The organism is Verruconatronum alginivorum, assembly GCF_056590205.1.
In genome coordinates this window covers 330,314-349,843 of record NZ_JBWPVQ010000001.1, presented here as the reverse complement: position 1 = coordinate 349,843, position 19,530 = coordinate 330,314, and the positions used below count along the sequence as shown (strand labels likewise).

The following is a 19,530-nucleotide window of genomic DNA, read 5'->3' as shown; positions in this document are numbered from 1 at the left end:
TCAGGGTTTCCCCGATACTATTCAGGCTTGCAATTATTGGGGCCGTGCGACTCGGAGTTATCCCTTCCCCTGATGTCGGTGGAGCGGGAGGCTCCGGAAAAATCGGCCGACGGGGGATAATCGGGGGGAACATTTGGCGAGGCAAGGCAATCAAGGTCATGAATGGATACATGGGACAACCGGGCGGGATGAATGCCGTCGGCGTCATTTCGAGCGCGATCATGCTCGGGGCGGTGGTCGTATCGGGGTCCCAACCGGCGTGGGCGCGGACCGACCGTGATTCGCTCGACTCCTTTTTGCACCTTTCTTTGGAAGAGTTGATGAACATCCGGGTCACCTCGGTCTCAAAGAAGGAGGAGGACCTGTTTGACGCGGCTTCGGCGGTCTTTGTGTTGACCCATGAGGATATCCGTCGCTCGGGCGTGACCACGGTGGCCGACGCGCTTCGAATGGTGCCGGGGATGAACATCACGTCGGCCCATTCCAATCGTTGGGCGGTGACGGCCCGGGGGCACAATCACATTTGGGCAAACAAATTATTGGTCTTGGTCGATGGACGGTCGGTTTATAGTCCGCTCTTCGGGGGCGTTTATTGGGACGCTCAGCAATTTATGCTCGCAGATATCGACCGGATCGAAGTGATTCGCGGTCCCGGGGCGACCCTATGGGGGGCCGATGCGGTCAACGGCGTGGTCAACGTGATCACCCGGAGCGCCCGGGAAACCCAGGGGACGCTGGTTTACGGCGGCGGCGGGGTGGTCCACCAAGGGATGGCTGGGGTGCGGCATGGAGGGGAGATCAATGAGAACACCTGGTACCGGGTGTTTGGAACCTATTATTCGAAGGATCATTACGTATTCGAGAGGGATCATCCGTTTGCGGAACGTCGTTCGGCGGAAGACGGTTGGCAAGCGTGGCACGGAGGGATGCGAGTCGACCATCATCCGGTCGAGGACATCCATGCCAGTTGGCAGGTGGCCGGCACTTTTCTCGATCTGGACGAAGGACTCTCGGACGCCTACAACGTGTATACGCTATGGAATTGGACGCGGGAGTTCCTCAACGAATCGCAGCTCGAATTCCAAGCGTATTACGACCGGGCGCACCGTGACGAAGTCGACATCGATCGGATCGCCCACACCATTGACGTGATTGACCTTTCGTTCCAGCACCGGTTGCCGATCGGTGAGCGAAACGAGGTGGTCTGGGGCGGCGGTTACCGCTTCATTCAGACGAAAATCGGGGACCCGACTCCGAGCATTTTGGTGGAAAACGACCGGGCGACGCGCAATCTTGTCAGCCTCTTCGCCGAGAACGAGTTCCAGGCAATTCCCGACCGATGGACCGTGGCGGCCGGGATGAAGGTGGAGCACAATGAGTTCACCGGGATCGAGTTCCAGCCGAACCTGAGGACTGCCTTCAAGCCGACGGAGAACCAGACGGTCTGGGCTTCGGTCGCCCGGGCGGTCCGGACGCCGAGCGAAATCGAAGCGGGAGAATTGATCACCTTCACCTCGGAGTGGCCGTTCCCGGATCCCGATGGTAATTGGTTCATTCCATTCACCGGAAGCGGCAGTCTTTCGGCGGAAAAGTTGTGGGCTTACGAACTCGGTTACCGGATCCGCCCGACCGAGCGATTGAGCGTCGACGTCGCCACCTTTTACAATCATTACAGCGACCTTATATGGGTCGATGACGGGACCTATGCCCCGGGCAATCCTTTCGGCACCGCTTATTTCGAGTGGGCCAACACTATGAGCGGATGGAGCTACGGCGGCGAAATCTTCGCGATCTGGGCGGTCACCGATCAGTTCCGGCTTTCCCCTTCGTTCGCCTATCTGGTCGAAAAAGTCCGTCATTCCTGGGATATCCCGAGTCAAAAGAGCGCGCCCCGCCACCAGATCGGATTGCGCGCCTCCTACGATCTATCGAGTCGGACGAGCATTGATGGCCAATTGCGCTACATCGACCAGATCGTGATGGTGCCATCCTATGTGGCGGCCGACCTCCGGGTGGCGTATCGGCCCACCGCGGGGATGGAGATCGCGGTCGCGGGGCACAACCTTTTGCAGAGCCAACATCGGGAGCAACCGCAGCAATTCGCAGCTCGCCTGACGCCGGAAGTTCCGCGTAGCGTCTACGGCAAATTGACTTGGAGATTTTGATCGGACGGGATGAAATTTGGAGGAAGGATCAGTCAAACAAAGATGAAAGGCGCGGTCTTCCGCCCGGCGGGCTGGAGGGCGTGGCCGAGGTGGATGGGCGTTTGTCTGGGCGTCGTGCTGCTGTTCGCGGGAGGACCGCGGGCCGAGGCGAATCCGGCCTTGACGGAGGACCAGGTGAAAGCGCTCTTTCTGTTCAATTTCACCCGTTACGTCGAGTGGCCGGAAGGGGCGTTCGCCGGAGCGGAAGCCCCTCTAGTGATCGGGGTCGCGGGGCGCGGGGGGATTGAGAACGAGTTGCGGAAAGTGACCCAGGGGAGACGGGTGCAGGGGCGACCAGTTATGGTTCGGCAAATTTCGGGAGCGGCGGACCTCGAAGGGGTGCATATTCTCTTCATGAGAGAAGGGGCGCAGGTCCGAATCGGGGAGACGCTGGAGCGTATCCGCCAATCGCCGATTCTGACGGTCGGGGAGCAGTCAAGTTTTCTGGGTGCCGGGGGAATGGTGAATTTCGTTTTGCGCGACGGAAACGTCCGTTTGCAGGTGAACTTGCCCGCCGCCCGGGAGGCGAGCTTGCAATTGAGTTCCCATCTCCTGCGGGTGGCGGAAGTGGTGGCGGGGAACTTCGAGGAATAGGAGGAGGTTTGTCATGCATTTCTTGAGACACATTTCAATCCGCAGCAAGCAGACCTGGATCATGATGTTGACCAGCAGCGCCGCGCTGTTGATGGCATGCGCCGCGTTCGTGGCCTATGAGATGATTTCGTTCCGGGGGGCGTTGGTGAAGGAGATCGACGTCCTGGCCGAGATCGTCGGCAGCAATTGCGCCGCGGCGATCGATTTCGATGATCCCCGGTCAGCGGCGGAGACGTTGTCGGCCTTGCGGGCCAACGAGCACATTCTGGCGGCGGCGGTTTATACCGGAGACGGGCAACTCTTCGCGCGCTACCGCCGGGAAGACGCCGTCCATGCCCCGCCGCCGGTGTCGCGGGCGATCGGTTACGAGTTCGTCGAGAATCGGCTCGAACTGTTCGGTCCGATCATCCACCACGGGGAAGTGATCGGGATGATTTATGTGGCGTCGGACTTGAATCTGTTGGCGACCCGGGTGGCCCGTTACCTGGGGATCGGGGGGCTGGTTTTTCTCGCCTCGGCCGGGTTGGCGTTTGTGTTGTCGCGTTACTTGCAACAATTGATTTCCCGGCCCATTTTACATTTGGCCGGCGTGGTGCGGAGGGTCGGCCAGGAGAAGGATTATTCGGTGCGGGCGGTGAAAACCGGCGAGGACGAACTCGGGCAATTGATGGACGGCTTCAACGAGATGTTGGATCAGATCCAGCTTCGGGACAACGCGCTGAAGGAGGCGCGGAATAATCTGGAAAAACGGGTCGCCGACCGGACGCGGGAGTTGGAGTCGATCCACCGGCAGTTGGTCGACGCCTCGCGGTTGAGCGGGATGGCGGAGATCGCCACCAACGTGCTGCACAATGTCGGCAACGTCTTGAACAGCGTCAATATCTCCGCGAGCTTGGTCGGGGACCGCGTGAAAAATTCCAAGGCGGCGAGTTTGAGCAAAGTGGTCGACTTGTTGAAAGAGCATCAGGACGACCTGGGGAGTTTTATCACGGAGCACCCCCGCGGGAAACATTTGCCGGCCTTCTTGACGCAATTGGCAGAATTGGTCCGGGTCGAGCATGAGGCGACCGCGAAGGAACTGGCGTCGCTCTGTTCGAACATCGAGCACATCAAGGAAATCGTCGCGACCCAGCAGAACTACACTCGGGCCTCCGGGCTGAGGGAGACGGTCGATCTCGCGGCCTTGATCGAAGACAGTCTCCGAATGAACGCCGGCGCGTTGAACCGCCACAATGTCGAGGTCGTCCGCGAAATCGGGGAGGTTTCCCCGGTCGTCACTCAAAAGCACAAAATCATGCAGATCCTGGTGAACCTGGTCCGCAACGCGAAATACGCCTGCGACGAATCCGGTCGGACCGACAAGCGGCTGACGATCCGGGTGAAGGAAGAAGGAGATCGGATCTCGATATCGGTGATCGACAATGGGATCGGTATCCCGAAGGAAAACATGACCCGTATCTTCAATCATGGGTTCACCACGCGGAAGGAAGGCAATGGTTTCGGCCTGCACAGCAGCGCTCTGGCGGCCAAGGATTTAGGAGGCGCGTTGCGGGTCCAGAGTGACGGATTGGGGCAAGGGGCGACCTTCACGTTGGAAATCCCGGTGGTGCGGGAAGGGGCGGTGGCATGAGCGGGACGAACCGCGAGACCCTCGACCGGCGGATTCTGGTCGTTGACGATAACGAAGCGATTCACGAAGATTTTCGGAAAATCCTCTGCGGACGGGACGGCGAGACCGAGGCGCTTGACGCGATGGAAGAGGCTTTGTTCGGGGCCTCTCCGGCGGCCCGGGAGCAACCGGCTTTCGAGGTCGAGTCCGCTTACCAAGGCGAGGACGGGGTCGAGTTGATTCGGACGGCCCGGGAGGCGGGACGCCCCTACATGATGGCGTTCATCGATTTGCGAATGCCGCCCGGGATAGATGGACTTGAAACCGCTTTGCGGGCCTGGGAGACCGATCCCGAGCTGCAAGTTGTGATCTGCACCGCGTATTCGGATTATTCGCTCGAAGAGATTCTGCGGAAGTTTTCTTACTCCGACCGATTCGTGATTCTGAAAAAACCATTCGATTCGGTGGAGGCGTTTCAATTGACGCATTCGCTGGTCGAAAAACGGCGACTCCTGCGGGCGGTGGCGCTCCGGGTGGAGAATCTGGAAAGCCAAGTGGAGCAGCGGACCGGAGCCTTGCGGGCCGAATCGATCCGGGCCCGCGATCTGGCGGAACGGGCGGAAGGGGCGAGTAAAGCGAAGAATTTGTTTCTCGCGAACATGAGCCATGAGATCCGGACCCCGATGAATGGGGTGATCGGGATGGTGAACCTCTTGTTGGAAACCGACCTCACACCGCAACAGGCCGAATTCGCCTCGACCATCCGCAGCAGCGCCGGCGCTTTGCTTGCCATCCTCGACCAGATGATCTGTTTCACCCAGCTTGAATCCGGACGGACTGTCGAGGAGGCGGTCGAATTCAGCCCGCGCGATGTGGCGATCGAAGCAATTCACCTGGTGACCGCATCCGCCCGGGAGAAAGGAATTGAGTTGTCATGGGAAATCGACGACGACGTTCCGGCCCGGTTGGTGGGAGGCGGTCGGCGGTTGCGGCAGATCTTGTTTATCCTGTTGGGGAACGCCGTGAAATTCACCGAGGCGGGACGGATCGGACTTGCTCTGTCAGTGGGACGTTGCCTGGGCGGATCGGTGGAGCTTCGCGGGAGCGTTCGCGACACCGGGATCGGGATGACTGAGGAGGAGCAGGAGGGGATCTTCGGGGTGTTCACGCAAGCGGATTCCACGAGCTCGCGGAAATATGGAGGAACGGGCATCGGACTGGCCATTTGCCGGAAACTGGTGGAAGGGCTGGCGGGAAACATTACGGTCTCCAGTCGTCCCGCCGGAGGGTCCGAGTTTGTCTTTACCGCTACCTTTGAAACCTCGGAGTCGGATGGTGACCTCGGAGAGGAAGATCCGGAATCATCGGAGGGTCCTGGTGACGGAGGAAATCCCGTCCCGGTGCTTTTGGTGGAAGACAATCGGGTGAACCAGCGGTTGGCTTGTTTGTTTCTGGAGCGACTCGGTTGTGAAGTCGAAGTGGTGGACAATGGAGCCATGGCGATCGCCCGGTGGAAGGAGGCGGGGCATCCGGTGATTTTCATGGATTGCCAGATGCCGATTCTGGATGGTTATGAAACGACCCGCCGCATCCGTGCGATCGTGGCGGAAGAGCGGAGGCCGGCTCCATGGATCGTGGCCGTTACCGCCCAAGGGGACGAGGCCCGGCGGGCATGTTTCGAAGCCGGGATGGACGATTATCTGGCGAAACCGATCACGATGCGGCCGCTTCGGGAAGTGTTGAAAAAGGCCGGCGGCCGAATCCCCCCCGAAACCGACCGGAATGTCGGGACCGAAACCAAAGGATAAGAGATGGACGCCGTGCCCGCCAACCGAAGGATTTTGATCATCGACGACAACCGGTCGATCCACGAAGACTTTCGCAAGATTCTCCTGCCCGGCGACGGGGAGGTTGTGTCGGGCTTCGATGCGGTAGAGGCGGCCTTGTTTGGGGAGAAAGAAGAACGTCGGAGTGAGGTCCGGTTTGAGCTCGATTCGGCTTATCAAGGGGAGGAAGGAATCGCCCGGGTCGAGGAAGCCCTCCGGGCGGGGCGACCCTACGCCATGGCCTTCGTCGATGTGCGGATGCCGCCGGGGCTTGATGGGATTGAGACGACCCGTCAGATCCTGACGTTGGATCCCCGGATTCAGATCGCGATTTGCACGGCCTATTCCGACTATTCCTGGAAGGAGATCTTCACCCGATTCGGGCATCATGATGGCCTGCTGATTTTGAAAAAACCGTTCGATGCGGTCGAGGCGTTGCAGATGGCTTACACTCTGACGGAAAAGTGGCGTTTGCACGAGGAGGCCCGCCGGAGGATGGAGGATCTCGAAAACCGGGTCGCCCTCCGGACGGCGGAGTTGCAAAAGGAACGGGATTTTGCCGAGAACATCATTCAGACCGCGAACCTGATGTTCGTGCAATTGGATACGGATGGCGCTGTTATCCGGGTGAATTCCGCCACCGCGACTTCGACCGGTTACCGGATCGATGAGATCGTGGGGCGAAGCTGGTTCGACCTCTTCGTTCCGCGGGAAGACAAGGCGTCGATCCTCGAACATTTCGAGCGGGTTAAAGGAGGGGAGCCGTGCTGCGAGGCGTATGAAAACGAATTCGTCACCAGGACGGGGGAACGGCGGCAGGCACTCTGGAAGTCGGCGAAGTTGTTGGCCGACGGGGAGTTTGTTGGGACGATTTCGTTCGGCCTCGACGTCACCGAGCGAAACCGTCTCCGCGACCAGATTCATCGCATCCAACGAATGGATACGGTAGGCAAACTGGCGGGAGGGGTGGCTCACGAATTCAATAATTTGCTGATGTCGATCCTGGGTCAGGCCGAACTGCTGTTGGTCGATCTGCCGGAAGGAAGTCCTCTGCGCGAAGGAGTGTTGGCCATCCAGCAGGGTGGGGACCGGGCGGCGGAGTTGACCCGGCAATTGCTCGCCTACGGTCGACGCCAGTTGTTGCGCAATCAAGTCATCAATCTGAACGACGTAGTCCGGGGGATCGAGGCGATGATCGACCATGTGACCGGCCGGAACATCGTGGTCCGGTTTGAGCTCGAGCCAAATTTGTATTCGGTGAAGGCTGATCCGGGGCAATTGGAGCAAGTGGTCTTGAATCTGGTGGCAAATGCCACGGACGCGATGCCGGCGGGAGGGGCGCTGGTGCTGAAATCGACGAATGTGACGTTGAACGGCGACCAGCGGCTCGATCCGGAGCTCAAGCCGGGGGATTACGTCACCTTGGAGGTGGCCGACACCGGCTCCGGGATCGACCGGGACGTGATGGCGAACATTTTTGAGCCGTTTTTCTCCACGAAGGGAATGGGTCGCGGGACCGGTTTGGGATTGTCGACTTCGTATGGGATTTTGAAACAAAGCGGAGGCACCCTGACCGCGGAGAGCGAATCGGGCCGGGGAAGTTCGTTCACCTTGATTTTGCCCAAGGCCTAGGGGGCCAAGGAGGATGCTCCGGTCGTTTTCGGGGGCGGAGTGTTTGGCGGTTTTGGCAGAATAGCGTTGCGCTTGCGGCGGTTTTTCCGGAAAGAAGGTTCTTTTGATCGAGAACGACGGAGTCGCGGGAGAACGGGAGCATGAGCGTGGGAATGGAAATCAAACCGGGTAGGGAAGAATTCGGCAGGTTGGCCGGAGAGGGGAACGTGGTGCCGGTTTACGCGGATCTGATGGCCGACTTTGAAACGCCGGTGTCGGCTTACGCGAAGTTGCGGCAATCGGGGCCGGCTTTCCTTTTCGAATCGGTCGAAGGAGGGGAGAATCTTTACCGTTACACCTTCATCGGCTGCCGTCCCCGGAAGATTTTCACTTGCGGCCCGGAAACCACTCAAGTGGAGGAACCGGGACAACCGGCTCGTGAGTATCCGACCCCGCCTGATCCGTTGCGGGTGATCGAGGAGGAGATGGCTGGTTATCGTCCGGTGAAATTGCCGAACATGCCCCGGTTCACCGGCGGGGCGGTCGGTTTCCTAAGCTACGAATACGTCCACCGGGTGGAACCGGTGGTGCCTCCGGCCGAGCGGCGGGAAATTTCGGGAGTCCCGTTGATTTATTTCATGCTGGTCGATTCGGTGCTGATCTTCGACCGGGCCAACCAGACCTTGCGGATCTGCGTCAACGCCCATGTCGGCGACCGTCCCGAGGAGGCTTACGACCGGGCGGTGCGGGAGATTGAAGAAATTTACTCCCTGCTGGCGAAAAAACAGGAACTGGCCCCGGCCCCCTTGGTGGAGCCGAAAGAGGTGCCGGTCCCCGAGGGGAATTTCACCCCGGAAGAGTTTAAAGCCCTGGTGGAGGCTTCGAAAGAATACGTCCGGGCCGGGGACGTCATTCAAGTCGTTCTCAGCCAACGGTTCAGTCAACCATTCGAGCAATCGCCGCTCGACCTTTACCGCGCGCTCCGGACGGTGAACCCGTCGCCGTATATGTTTCTCCTGGAGATCGCCGGATGTTCGGTGGTCGGAGCTTCCCCGGAAGTGCATGTCCGGCTCACCGATGGTTTGGTTGAGATTCGACCGATCGCCGGGACCCGGCCGCGCGGCAAAACCTCCACCGAGGATCTGCATTTCGAGAAGGATTTGCTGGCCGATGGAAAGGAGCGGGCGGAGCACCTGATGTTGGTCGATTTGGCCCGCAACGACATCGGCCGGGTTTGCGAATACGGATCGGTCCATGTGCCGGAGTTTATGATCGTGGAGCGGTATTCGCACGTGATGCATATCGTTTCGCAGGTCGAGGGGAAATTGCAGGCCGGGTCGAACGCTTACGATCTGATGCGGGCCACCTTCCCGGCCGGAACGGTGAGCGGCGCCCCGAAGATCCGGGCGATGCAGATCATTTCCGAACAGGAAAAGACCCAGCGGGGCGTCTACGCCGGCGCGCTCGGTTACTTCAGTTACGACGGCAACCTCGATTCCTGCATCACCATCCGGACCGCGCTTTTGAAGGATGGTCAAATCCATGTGCAGTCGGGGGCGGGGATCGTCGCCGACTCGGTTCCCGAAAACGAATACTGGGAAACGGTCAACAAGGCCAAAGGGATGATGAAAGCCGTGGCGATGGCTCGGCGGATAAGAGACTGATTGCGGTCGGGGAACATCCCGGTTATCTTGTTTTCTAACAGGATAAACAAAGGACCCGAGCGAACAAAACCTGGCAACGATCCTCGGACTGACGGCTCGTGGGAGGCCGTGTGTCCGGAGTCGTTTGACTTCAATGGATTACGGGGGGCTTCGACTCGGGCTGGAATTAGAGTAAACCGAGGAATTTGGTAAGAGGGGGAGTTCATGCCAGACAAATCATCATCTTCGTCCCGGACCCGGGAGGAGCGCGATTATCGCGGGCCGGACGAGCATAACGCGATCCGTCTGTATCTGCAGGATATTGGACAGATTCCGCTGATTACGCCCGAAAAGGAAATCGAGCTTGCCGCTAAAATCAAAAAAGGCGACAAGGATGCGCGCGATTTGATGATCAAGTCGAATCTCCGTTTGGTGGTGAAAATCGCGCACGATTACAGCAATTTCGGACTGCCGTTGATCGATTTGATCAGCGAAGGCAACATCGGTTTGATCAAGGCGGTCGAGCGGTTCGATCCGCAGAAGGGGGGGAAACTCAGCACTTACGCCGCCTGGTGGATCAAACAATCGATCAAGCGGGCCTTGGCTAACCAGAGTAAGACCATCCGGCTTCCGGTGCATCTGGTCGACAAGATCTCCAAGATGCGGCGGATGGCGATGCAATTGCAGGAGGAACTCGGGCGGGAACCCTCGGACGAGGAAATCGCCGAGGCGATCCAGATCCCGGTCAACAAGGTGGCCCACCTGAAATCGGTGAGCGTCCGTCCGACCTCCCTCGACGCGCCGGTCGGCGAGGACGACACCACCCAGTTTGGCGACTTGGTCGGCGACGAAAACGCGGCGACTCCCTTCGAGAGCCTGCGTGACAAGACTTTGCAGGCCGACATCAACGACCTGATCAGTCGCCTCGACGAGCGGGAAGCCCAGATCATCAAGCTCCGTTTCGGACTCGAAGGGAACACCCCGAAAACCTTGGAAGAGGTCGGCGAAATCTTCGGGATCACCCGCGAACGGGTCAGGCAGCTGCAAAACATGGCGTTGTCGCAGATGCGCAAGAGCATGTATAAAATGGAGCGCCAGCGTTCGCTGGAAGAGATCGAAGAAGACCGCCGGGAAAAGGAGAAGATGGAGGTTTTCCGGGAGTTTTTCGAAAAAAAGATGGGCAAAGGGGGCGACGAGAAAAAGAAGTAGGGAGGCGTTGTTTGTAGGGTTAGCCGGAGCTTCGCGCTTTAGCCGAAGACCGTCGGCCACGGGGAACGTTCCCGGTATTCCGCCCGCCGACACAGTCCCGAAAAAATTCCCGTAAGTAGCTGGGAAATGCTTGCGTTTCCTCGGCAACGTTTCATCTTGGACCTTTTGATCGATCTTCGATCAGGCACCTATAGTTCAATGGATAGAACATCGGCCTCCGGAGCCGACGATCTGGGTTCGACTCCCGGTGGGTGCACCATTTTTTTCGAGACCGTCGGCGATCTTCGCGGCGGTCTTTTTTATTTTCCATGCCTCTCGTCCAACCCTCCAGTTATCGCGATCCCCGTTTCCTTGTCTCCGGCCATCTGCAAACGATCTTGCCGGCCTTGTTCCGCCGGGTCGTCGGAGGAGCCACCTCGAGTCGGGAACGAATCGAAACGCCGGACGACGATTTTCTCGATCTCGACTGGCGCCGCGCCGGGAACGGGAAATTGGCGATCCTTTCCCACGGGTTGGAGGGGTCGAGCCGTTCCGGTTACATCCGGGGAATGGCGGCGGCGTTGCTCACCGAAGGATGGGACGTGCTGGCGTGGAACTTCCGGGGGTGCGGGGACGAATTGAACCGTCAGCCGCGGTTCTACCACAGCGGCGACACCGGGGACCTCGCCTGGGTGATCCGTCAGGCCGGACGGAATTACGAGCGGATCGACCTGATCGGATTCAGCCTCGGGGGGAACGTCACGTTGAAATATCTCGGCGAAGACCCGGGCCGGGTCGATCCGAAGATCGGCGGAGCGGTGGCGTTTTCGGTGCCGTGTGATTTGACCGCCAGTGCTCGACGTCTCGACCAGCCGGACAACCGGATTTACACCCGGCGTTTCCTGCGGACCTTGAAGGCCAAGGTCAAGGCGAAGGCGCGGCAAATGCCCGGGCGAATCGACGCGACCGGGGTCGAGGCCATCCGGACCTTCGGCGAATTCGACGACCGATACACCGCCCCGATGCACGGGTTCGCCGACGCGCGGGATTATTGGCGGAAAAGCTCCAGCCGGCAGTTTCTTAAAGCGATCCGTATTCCGACCCTGTTGGTGAATGCCCGGAATGACCCGTTTCTGCCGCCGGAGTGCTTCCCCGAGGCCGAGGCGGCGACGAGCGACCACTTCCACCTCGAAGCACCGGCGGGGGGCGGCCACGTCGGTTTCGCGTCGCCCGGCGGACGGTATTGGTCCGAACTCCGGGCGATCGAGTTCCTAGCAGAGCAATAATCCTTAGCCGGTGCACCCCGGGGGTGTCGGTGATTCGTTGGCGTTCCCGGCTTCAGCAGCCGGTGTTGGGCGGGCGGAGCCGGCGGATGAGTAGTCGGGTTGGCTTTGCCGCCCGACGGCAGCGGCTCGGACCGTCCGAGTCGAAGTGTGACGTCGGCCGTCGCGGTCGGGTTGAATGGGTTCCGTCCGTTTCGAACCCGGCGGAAAATGGGGCGGCGAAGCCAACCCCACTACTCACAACCGCGAGAGGCCGGCGGCAGTCGATGATCTTGTCATTTTGCCTCGGCGGCCGGAGCGCCCCCCTGCGGGAGCGACCCGCCGCCGACGATGGTGATCGGGAACGGATCGGTGGCGGAGCCTGCGGATAATTCCCGTGGAGTCAGTCTGGCCGTAGTCGGGTTGGCTTCGCCGTCCGACGGCAGCGGCTCGGACCGTTCGAGTCGAAGTGTGACGTCGGCCGTCGCGGTCGGGCTGAATGGTTTCCGTCCGTTTCGAACCCAGCGGAAAATGGGGCGGCAAAGCCAACCCCACTACTCACAACCGCGAGAGGCCGGCGGCAGCCGATAATCTTGTCATTTTGCCTCGGCGGCGGAGCCTGCGGATCATTCCCGTGGAGTCAGTCTGGCCGTAGTCGGGTTGGCTTCGCCGCCCGACGGCAGCGGCTCGGACCGTCCGAGTCGAAGTGTGACGTCGGCCGTCGCGGTCGGGCTGAATGGTTTCCGTCCGTTTCGAAGCCAGCGGAAAATGGGGCGGCAAAGCCAACCCCACTACTCACAACCGCAAGAGGCCGGCGGCAGCCGATGATCTTGTCATTTTGCCTCGGCGGCCGGAGCGCCCCCCTGCGGGAGCGACCCGCCGCCGACGATGGTGATCGGGAACGGATCGGTGGCGGGCGGAGCCTGCGGATCATTCCCGTGGAGTCAGTCTGGCCGTAGTCGGGTTGGCTTCGCCGCCCGACGGCAGCGGCTCGGACCGTCCGAGTCGAAGTGTGACGTCGGGCGGCGCGGTCGGGCTGAATGGTTTCCGTTCGTTTCGAACCCAGCGGAAAATGGGGCGGCAAAGCCAACCCCACTACTCACAACCGCAAGAGGCCGGCGGCAGCCGATGATCTTGTTATTTTGTCTCGGCGGCCGGAGCTCCCCCCTGCGGGAGGGAGCCGCCGCCGATGATGGTGATCGGGAACGGATCGGTGGCGGAGCCGGTGTAGAGGGTCCGGTGCGGGAAGGGAATTTCGATTCCTTCGGCGTCGAAGCGCTCCTTGATCTGCGCCATGATGCTATTGCGCAGGACCGCGAAATCCTCCTTGGCGAACCAAACGCCGAAAAGGAAGTTCAGCGAAGATTCGCCGAATTCCTGGAAAATGATCACCGGTTCCGGTTCGTCGAGGCAATGCGGGTTCTTGTCCGCGATCTCCTTGAGCACCTGGACCACTTTTTTGACGTCTTCCTTGTAGGCGACCCCGATTTGAATGTCGTGGCGGCGGATCGGAAAGCGGCTGATGTTGATGAATTGGTTCTTGATCAACTGTTCGTTCGGGATGCGGATGAAACGGTTGTCGAACGTCCGGAGTTTGATCGACAGGAGGTCGATCGAATGCACCGCGCCGACGGTGCCGTTGATGTTGATCGCGTCGCCGATCATGAACGGCTTTTCCCAAATCAGAAATAGACCGCTGATGATGTTGGAGAGACTGGTCTGGCTGGCGAAACCGATCGCCACGCCGAGAATCCCGGCCGCGCCGAGGACGGCGGTCAGATCGAAATTGAGCTCCCGCAAACTGGTCAGGAAGAGGATTACGCTTCCGGCGTAAAAGATCCCTTGCGAGAGGATCGTGCCGGCGTGCGGGGAGACGTGTTTGGAAATGACCCGGGCAGTCATCCGTTTGGCCAGGTAGAGCAGCGGGATCCCGACCACCAGCGTCAGACCGAAACGGATCAGGTTTTCGGCGGTCAATGTCTCACCCCAGAACGCGAAAAAGGTAAAGGCTGTCATAGAGGAAAATGTGGAGAGGGAATCGGGCTCAGGAGGTCCAGAGCGAATCGAAACTCTTTTTGATGAAGTTGCCCTTCGGCACCGGTTCCCGGGCGGTGGCGATCAAGGAGTGGATCCGCTCGTAATCCGGCGGATCCTTGCTGAAGGTGACCTCGCTGAAGTTTTTCTCTCCTTGGTAGGTGACCTGGATTTCCTCCGACCAGAGGCGGGTCGCCCCTTGGTAAAGATTCACGTGCATCGCCCGGACGCAGAGTTTGTCGAAATTGAGTTCCTCCTCGGAGCTGTTGCGGATCAACACCGGACAAATCGCCCGGTGTTCTCCCTTTTTGACGCCGGTTAGATCGCGGGATCCGCCGGTGCGGAGGGCGTAGCAGAGTTCGCCCGCCACCGGGGCGCCGAACCAGGTGCGCGACAGGATCACCGTCGGTTCTTCGTAGATGAACAACTCCCGTCGCGGTCCGATGTAAAACTGGAGCACGATCGGGATGCTCACAAAAAGGACCACTTCGTTCCCCCGCGGAATGCGGATCGGGGAGTCCGGCCGAATCACCACCGGCTTGTCCGGCATCGCGGGTTGGACGGTGAGGGTGGAGTCCTCTTCCTTGAACGCCCAGCGTCTCCAGGCACCGGTCTCGGGCGGATCCTCGGCTTGGCTGAAGTCGAGCTGCTCCCGTTCCTCCGGAACCCGGGTCGGCATCACCCGCCACTCGTGTTGTTGTCGGGTGGCCCAGAGCCGCAATGTGCCGGCCTGCCAAAAACGCCATTCGTCCGGCTCCAGCTGGTGGGGAGCCCAAAAATCATTGGTTCGCGCAAGGTTGGACATAAGGAATCGGCGGAGAGAATCGATGGTTCGCGAATCGAAGTCAAGTAGCTGAAGCATCCCATTCGCGGTCTCCCGGCAGCACCGGGTTCCCCCCTAAAGATGCACCCGTTTGCGTCAAATGTTGTGAATTTGCTCGACTGCGGACGGCGTGTCGGCCATCGTTTATCGTTTAGTTATTGGTCCCAACCGTCCGGACACTTGCTTTTCATGACATCCTCAGGAGACCCTTCATTTATCGACCCCGCTTCCTTGCTGGATCCGCTCGCCGGCGGGTTGCTCGACCATCTTCCCGCGATTGTTTACGTGCTCGATGAGACCGGGCGTTTCGCCAAGTGGAATCGGCGTTTGGAGGAAATCCTCGAGTCGCCTGCCGCCGATCTCGTCAAACTCGGCCCGGTCGACCTGATCGTTCCGGAAGAGGCTGGGGGGATGGCGAAACATTTGGATGAAGTCCGCCGCGCCGGGGAAGGCCGGGTGGAGGCGACGATTGGCAGCGAACCGGAAAGCGCCGTGATCGGCCATTTTTCGCATCGAATGGTCGAGGCGAAGGGGAGTCGGTGGATCGTCGGTCTGGTGGTGGAGCTGCCCGGCCGCCGCATTCCGCCCGAACCCCGAGCGGGGAAGTTCGACGCGGCAATTCTGGAGCTGGGCCAACGGCTGAGCGAGGCGAGAAGTCCCCGCGAAGCCGGCCGGGTGATCGCCGACGTGAGCCGCAATTTGATCGGTTGGGACGCTTGTTCGATCACCCTGCAGGATCCGGAAACCGGCGGAGTCCGGCCGGTTTTCACCATGGACACCGTCGAAGGGAAGTTGACCGAATTCCCCGGAACCGTTCCGGCGGGAGCACCTCCGAGCCCGGCGTTCGCTGAGATCCTCCGCGACGGCAGCCGATTGATCCTGCGCAATGAAGGGAGCTTTTCCGACACCAGCATACCCTTTGGTAATACCGGAAGGCGTTCCCAATCGTTGATTTTCGTGCCGATTCGGAAAGGGGATCGCTCGGTCGGGGTCATGTCGATCCAGAGTTACCGCAAAGAGGCCTACACCGAACACGACGTGCGGACTCTGGAGGCGTTGGCGGGACATTGCGCCGGGGCGTTGGAGCGGCTGCGGATCGAAGGGGCGTTGCGGTTGGCGGAGCAGCGGTTCATCCGGGCGTTTGAGACGAGCCCGGTGGCGATGTTTGTCGGCGACTACGAAAACGGCCGCGCCTTGGCGGTCAATTCGGCCTTCGTGCAGATTTTCGGCTTTTCCCGCGACGAACTTCTCGGCCGCAACGGGCTGGAAATCGGTTTTTGGGACAACCCCGCCGATCGCGAAGAGATCTACCGGGCGATCCGGAGCGGACGGCCGGTGCGCGACGTCCAGGTCCGCTTCCGCAGCAAAGCGGGCGAGCTTCGGCATGTGTTGGTTTCGGTGGAGACCATCCAGGTCGAGGGGGAGCGGTCGCTACTGTTTTTCAACTACGACATCACCGAACGGGTCAAACTCGAAGCCAGGTTGCGGCAGTCCCAAAAGCTCGAGTCGATCGGGCAAGTAACCGCCGGGGTGGCCCACGATTTCAACAATCTTTTAACCGTGGTCGACGGTTGCACGAGTCTCGCCCTGGCCAGCAATTACCTCGATCCCGAGGTGCGGGAGCTCCTCGATCAGATCGCGCAGGCCGCCGAACGGGCCGGCAACCTCACCCGGCAACTTCTCGCCTTCAGTTCCCGTCAGGAAATGGTGGCCCGCGAACTCGACCTCAATGCGGTTGTCCGCAACCTTGCCCGGATGTTGGAGCGGATTCTCGGCCCGGAACGTTCCCTCGACCTACGCTGTGGGAACTGCCTTCCGACGGTTTCGGCCGACCCCGGGATGATCGAACAGGTGATCGTCAACATGGTCGTCAACGCGCGCGACGCCATGCCCGACGGCGGAAACATCGTCATCGAAACCGCCGTGGTCGCCCCCGACCCCGCCACGTTGCCGCCCGACGGACCCGCCGTTGCCGCCGATTCCTACATTTGCCTCCGGGTGACCGACACCGGCGGAGGCATCTCGCCCGGCAACCTGCCCCGCCTGTTCGAACCGTTTTTCACCACCAAAGAGGTCGGCAAAGGGAATGGGCTCGGGTTGGCCACCGCGTACGGAATCGTCAAGCAGCACCACGGATGGATCGATGTCCGCAGCCGGATCGCCGAGGGGAGCACCTTTTCGGTTTACTTGCCGGCTTGTGGAGATGCTCCGGCCGTCGAGGATTCCACCGGTCCCGCTTATGGTGCGCCCAAAGGAAAAGAGTCGATTTTGGTCGTCGAGGACGAACCGTCGGTTCGTGAGTTGATCTGCCACATTCTGACGTTTTACGGTTACACCTCCATCGCGGCGGAATCGGGGGTAAAGGCGCTTCAAGTCTGGGCCGCCCGGGCCGCCGAAATCGACGGCGTGATCACCGACATCGTGATGCCCGGTGGAATCGACGGCCGGGAATTGGCCGAACGCCTTCTCGCCGACCGTCCCGACCTCCCGATCCTTTATATCAGCGGCTACAGCCCGGATATCGCCGGCCAACGGATTGATCTGATCGATGGAGTCAATTTCCTGCAGAAACCATTCGAAGCCGCCAGCCTGGCCAAAGCCCTCCGAGCCCGGCTCGATGGAAGAGAATGATGCAGGAGCGTGGCGGGGTTGGATTCACCCGGCTTCGTCGCCCCGTTTTTGCCCCCAGCGCCGAAGGTGCGTCATCCAACAGCCCAGTCCGAAGGGCTGGATTAACCGGGCAAACGTTCCCGTCGGCCTGCAAGGTCGCAATCCGATCAGGCTCCGGCCCTTCAGTTCTGGAATCTGTCGTCATGGATCCCGTTCCAGGTAGCGGGGTTGGCTTCGCCGCCTCGTTGTCCGTTGCGTTCGAACCGGGAAACCCATCCGATTTCGTTATCGACGAGCGCTATACCCCATTCTGTCGGGCGGCAAAGCCAACCCGACTACGGCTGTGAGTCATGGCCCTGGATGGCTCGTCCGTCCGCGCCATTGTCCGTTTTCCACCATTGCCCGTCCGCATGCCCCCAGCGCCGAAGGTGCGTCATCCAACAGCCCAGTCCGAAGGACTGGGGTAACCGGGCAAACGTTCCGGCGGCCTGAAAGGTCGCAATTCGCCATTCCGGGGAGGTCACATTTTCTGATTTATAGGTTGGAGCGGACCGTAATTTTGCGCAATCTGTCCCTTTCATTTCAACTTCCTAACTCATCATTCCTTATTCCTAATTCTCTTCAACTTTCCGACCGTTGGTCCGACTACGAACTGCTGGATTGCGGTAATGGCATGAAGCAGGAACGGTGGGGCGACCATGTGTTGGTCCGTCCGGATCCGCAGATCATTTGGCCGCGGGTGTCCGGGAAACCGTGGTCGGATTATGACGCATTTTACCATCGCAGCGAGAGCGGGGGAGGGAAGTGGGAATTTCGCCGGCCATTACCGGAATCCTGGGTGATTCGATACGGCAACCTTCGGTTCAAGATCCGCCCGACCGGCTTCAAACACACCGGCCTCTTTCCCGAACAGGCGGTCAATTGGGATTGGGTCGGTGCCCAAATTAAACAAGCCGGGCGGCCGGTCAACGTGCTCAACCTTTTCGGTTACACCGGGGCCGCCACCGTCGCCGCGGCCGCCGCCGGGGCCTCGGTCTGCCATGTCGACGCCGCCGACGGCATGGTCCGCTGGTGCCGGGAAAACGCTGCGTTATCGGGCCTTGAAAACCATCCGATCCGCTATATCGCCGACGACTGCTTGAAATTCGTCCGACGCGAAATCAAACGCGGGCGCAGCTACGACGCCGTTATCATGGATCCACCCACCTATGGCCGGGGCAACCAAGGGGAAATGTGGAAGCTGGAAACCCACTTGTGGGAACTCCTTATCGAATGCCGTCGCCTCCTCTCCGACCGGCCCCTCTTTTTCCTGATCAACGCCTACACCGCCCGCCTTTCCCCGACCGTGGTAGTCAATCTCCTCCAAGCTCTCCTCGGCGACGCCGGAGGCAAAGTCACCGGCGGCGAAATCGGCCTCCCGATCCGCGCCGACGGCAAGATCCTCCCCTGCGGCATCTACGGCCGCTGGGAAACCTGAGCTACTGTAACACAGTAAGAAAGTGGCGGGACGATCCCGCACTTTGGGCTTATACGCCAACGGCGTTTCGTCCTTCAGCCCAGGGTTGCCGCGCGAATGCGGGGCTAGGCGAGCGGCGAGGCTTGGTGCTCCGCACGGAGCCGGGACGGCCCGCCACTTTGGGCTTATACGCCAACGGCGTTTCGTCCTCCAGCCCAGGGTTGCCGCGCGAATGCGGGGCTACCCTGGGTCTCGGTCGCGAGACAATCTACCTCGAAGAGGTTGCGCCCTGACCCCCGCGCAATGTTGAATCGAACGGGGGCGGAACCGCGTTGCGGTTCATGGCCTCGGGTATGGCACCATAGGGGATCGGATTAAATATCATAATCAGCGGAACCGCGTTGCGGTTCATGGCCTCGGGTATGGGTCCCAGGGTAAGCCTCGTTTCCCTCGGCTCAACCCTGGGCTGGAGGGCGTAAGCCCGTTGGGCTATGGAACTTTGGTGCTCCGCACGGAGCCGGGACGATCCCGCTACTTTGGGCTTATACGCCAACGGCGTTTCGTCCTCCAGCCCAGGGTTGCCACGCGAATGCGGGGCTACCCTGGGTCCCGGTCGCGAGACAATCTACCTCGAAGAGGTTGCGCCCTGACCCCCGCGCAATGGTGGATC

Annotated in this window: 13 protein-coding genes and 1 tRNA gene; 12 read left to right on the top strand and 2 right to left on the bottom strand. The window is 60.4% G+C overall.

Going from position 1 to position 19,530, the window contains the following annotated elements; all coding sequences use genetic code 11:
* Positions 1–158: 158 nt before the first annotated feature.
* From ACWUI2_RS01190 to ACWUI2_RS01145, 10 genes are all read left to right on the top strand, one after another.
* Positions 159–2,165, top strand: coding sequence for a TonB-dependent receptor plug domain-containing protein (locus ACWUI2_RS01190; RefSeq protein ID WP_486981037.1), 2,007 nt, complete (start codon positions 159–161; stop codon positions 2,163–2,165).
* 42 nt (positions 2,166–2,207) lie between these two features.
* Positions 2,208–2,798: a TOL_0243 family YfiR-like periplasmic protein gene (locus ACWUI2_RS01185; RefSeq protein WP_486981036.1), complete on the top strand. Its 591-nt coding sequence runs from the start codon at positions 2,208–2,210 to the stop codon at positions 2,796–2,798.
* 13 nt (positions 2,799–2,811) lie between these two features.
* Positions 2,812–4,428 carry a sensor histidine kinase, YfiR-like protein-associated gene (locus ACWUI2_RS01180; protein WP_486981035.1) on the top strand — a complete coding sequence of 539 codons (1,617 nt, stop codon included), beginning with the start codon at positions 2,812–2,814 and terminating at the stop codon, positions 4,426–4,428.
* Positions 4,425–6,215: a response regulator gene (locus ACWUI2_RS01175; RefSeq protein WP_486981034.1), complete on the top strand. Its 1,791-nt coding sequence runs from the start codon at positions 4,425–4,427 to the stop codon at positions 6,213–6,215. Before ACWUI2_RS01180 ends, ACWUI2_RS01175 begins: the two co-directional genes overlap by 4 nt.
* 3 nt (positions 6,216–6,218) lie before the next feature.
* Positions 6,219–7,865, top strand: coding sequence for an ATP-binding response regulator (locus ACWUI2_RS01170; protein WP_486981033.1), 1,647 nt, complete (start codon positions 6,219–6,221; stop codon positions 7,863–7,865).
* Between the two features lie 152 nt (positions 7,866–8,017).
* Entirely contained in the window at positions 8,018–9,508 is a 1,491-nt protein-coding gene (gene trpE, locus ACWUI2_RS01165) for an anthranilate synthase component I (protein ID WP_486985027.1), read from the top strand.
* A gap of 204 nt (positions 9,509–9,712) precedes the next feature.
* On the top strand, positions 9,713–10,696 hold the full coding sequence (locus ACWUI2_RS01160; protein WP_486981032.1) for a sigma-70 family RNA polymerase sigma factor: 984 nt from the start codon (positions 9,713–9,715) through the stop codon (positions 10,694–10,696).
* Positions 10,697–10,880: 184 nt separating this feature from the next.
* Positions 10,881–10,955: transfer RNA gene (locus tag ACWUI2_RS01155), tRNA-Arg, on the top strand.
* A 49-nt stretch (positions 10,956–11,004) separates the two neighbouring features.
* Positions 11,005–11,961, top strand: a complete 957-nt coding sequence (locus ACWUI2_RS01150) for a YheT family hydrolase (RefSeq protein ID WP_486981031.1) — start codon at positions 11,005–11,007, stop codon at positions 11,959–11,961.
* Positions 11,962–12,761: 800 nt separating this feature from the next.
* Positions 12,762–12,896 (top strand): hypothetical protein, encoded by a 135-nt coding sequence (locus tag ACWUI2_RS01145; RefSeq protein ID WP_486981030.1) that lies wholly within the window; start codon positions 12,762–12,764, stop codon positions 12,894–12,896.
* A 178-nt stretch (positions 12,897–13,074) separates the two neighbouring features.
* On the opposite strand, the gene ACWUI2_RS01140 is transcribed toward ACWUI2_RS01145, so the two are convergent.
* Both ACWUI2_RS01140 and ACWUI2_RS01135 read right to left on the bottom strand, forming a co-directional pair.
* Positions 13,075–13,953, bottom strand: a complete 879-nt coding sequence (locus tag ACWUI2_RS01140; RefSeq protein ID WP_486981029.1) for a mechanosensitive ion channel family protein — start codon at positions 13,951–13,953, stop codon at positions 13,075–13,077.
* A 28-nt stretch (positions 13,954–13,981) separates the two neighbouring features.
* Complete coding sequence (locus tag ACWUI2_RS01135) at positions 13,982–14,776, bottom strand: hypothetical protein (RefSeq protein WP_486981028.1); 795 nt, start codon at positions 14,774–14,776, stop codon at positions 13,982–13,984.
* A 207-nt stretch (positions 14,777–14,983) separates the two neighbouring features.
* Here ACWUI2_RS01135 and ACWUI2_RS01130 point away from each other — a divergent pair, with 207 nt between their 5' ends.
* Both ACWUI2_RS01130 and ACWUI2_RS01125 read left to right on the top strand, forming a co-directional pair.
* Positions 14,984–17,425, top strand: a complete 2,442-nt coding sequence (locus tag ACWUI2_RS01130; protein ID WP_486981027.1) for a hybrid sensor histidine kinase/response regulator — start codon at positions 14,984–14,986, stop codon at positions 17,423–17,425.
* A 652-nt stretch (positions 17,426–18,077) separates the two neighbouring features.
* Positions 18,078–18,881, top strand: a complete 804-nt coding sequence (locus tag ACWUI2_RS01125) for a class I SAM-dependent methyltransferase (protein WP_486981026.1) — start codon at positions 18,078–18,080, stop codon at positions 18,879–18,881.
* Positions 18,882–19,530: the final 649 nt, after the last annotated feature.

Bases quoted from the DNA above. Each gene is read 5' to 3' on its own strand.
- ACWUI2_RS01190 (WP_486981037.1), top strand. From the start codon at position 159: ATGAATGGATACATGGGACAACCGGGCGGGATGAATGCCGTCGGCGTC.
- ACWUI2_RS01185 (WP_486981036.1), top strand. From the start codon at position 2,208: ATGAAAGGCGCGGTCTTCCGCCCGGCGGGCTGGAGGGCGTGGCCGAGG.
- ACWUI2_RS01180 (WP_486981035.1), top strand. From the start codon at position 2,812: ATGCATTTCTTGAGACACATTTCAATCCGCAGCAAGCAGACCTGGATC.
- ACWUI2_RS01175 (WP_486981034.1), top strand. From the start codon at position 4,425: ATGAGCGGGACGAACCGCGAGACCCTCGACCGGCGGATTCTGGTCGTT.
- ACWUI2_RS01170 (WP_486981033.1), top strand. From the start codon at position 6,219: ATGGACGCCGTGCCCGCCAACCGAAGGATTTTGATCATCGACGACAAC.
- trpE (WP_486985027.1), top strand. From the start codon at position 8,018: ATGGAAATCAAACCGGGTAGGGAAGAATTCGGCAGGTTGGCCGGAGAG.
- ACWUI2_RS01160 (WP_486981032.1), top strand. From the start codon at position 9,713: ATGCCAGACAAATCATCATCTTCGTCCCGGACCCGGGAGGAGCGCGAT.
- ACWUI2_RS01150 (WP_486981031.1), top strand. From the start codon at position 11,005: ATGCCTCTCGTCCAACCCTCCAGTTATCGCGATCCCCGTTTCCTTGTC.
- ACWUI2_RS01145 (WP_486981030.1), top strand. From the start codon at position 12,762: ATGATCTTGTCATTTTGCCTCGGCGGCCGGAGCGCCCCCCTGCGGGAG.
- ACWUI2_RS01140 (WP_486981029.1), bottom strand. From the start codon at position 13,953: ATGACAGCCTTTACCTTTTTCGCGTTCTGGGGTGAGACATTGACCGCC.
- ACWUI2_RS01135 (WP_486981028.1), bottom strand. From the start codon at position 14,776: ATGTCCAACCTTGCGCGAACCAATGATTTTTGGGCTCCCCACCAGCTG.
- ACWUI2_RS01130 (WP_486981027.1), top strand. From the start codon at position 14,984: ATGACATCCTCAGGAGACCCTTCATTTATCGACCCCGCTTCCTTGCTG.
- ACWUI2_RS01125 (WP_486981026.1), top strand. From the start codon at position 18,078: ATGAAGCAGGAACGGTGGGGCGACCATGTGTTGGTCCGTCCGGATCCG.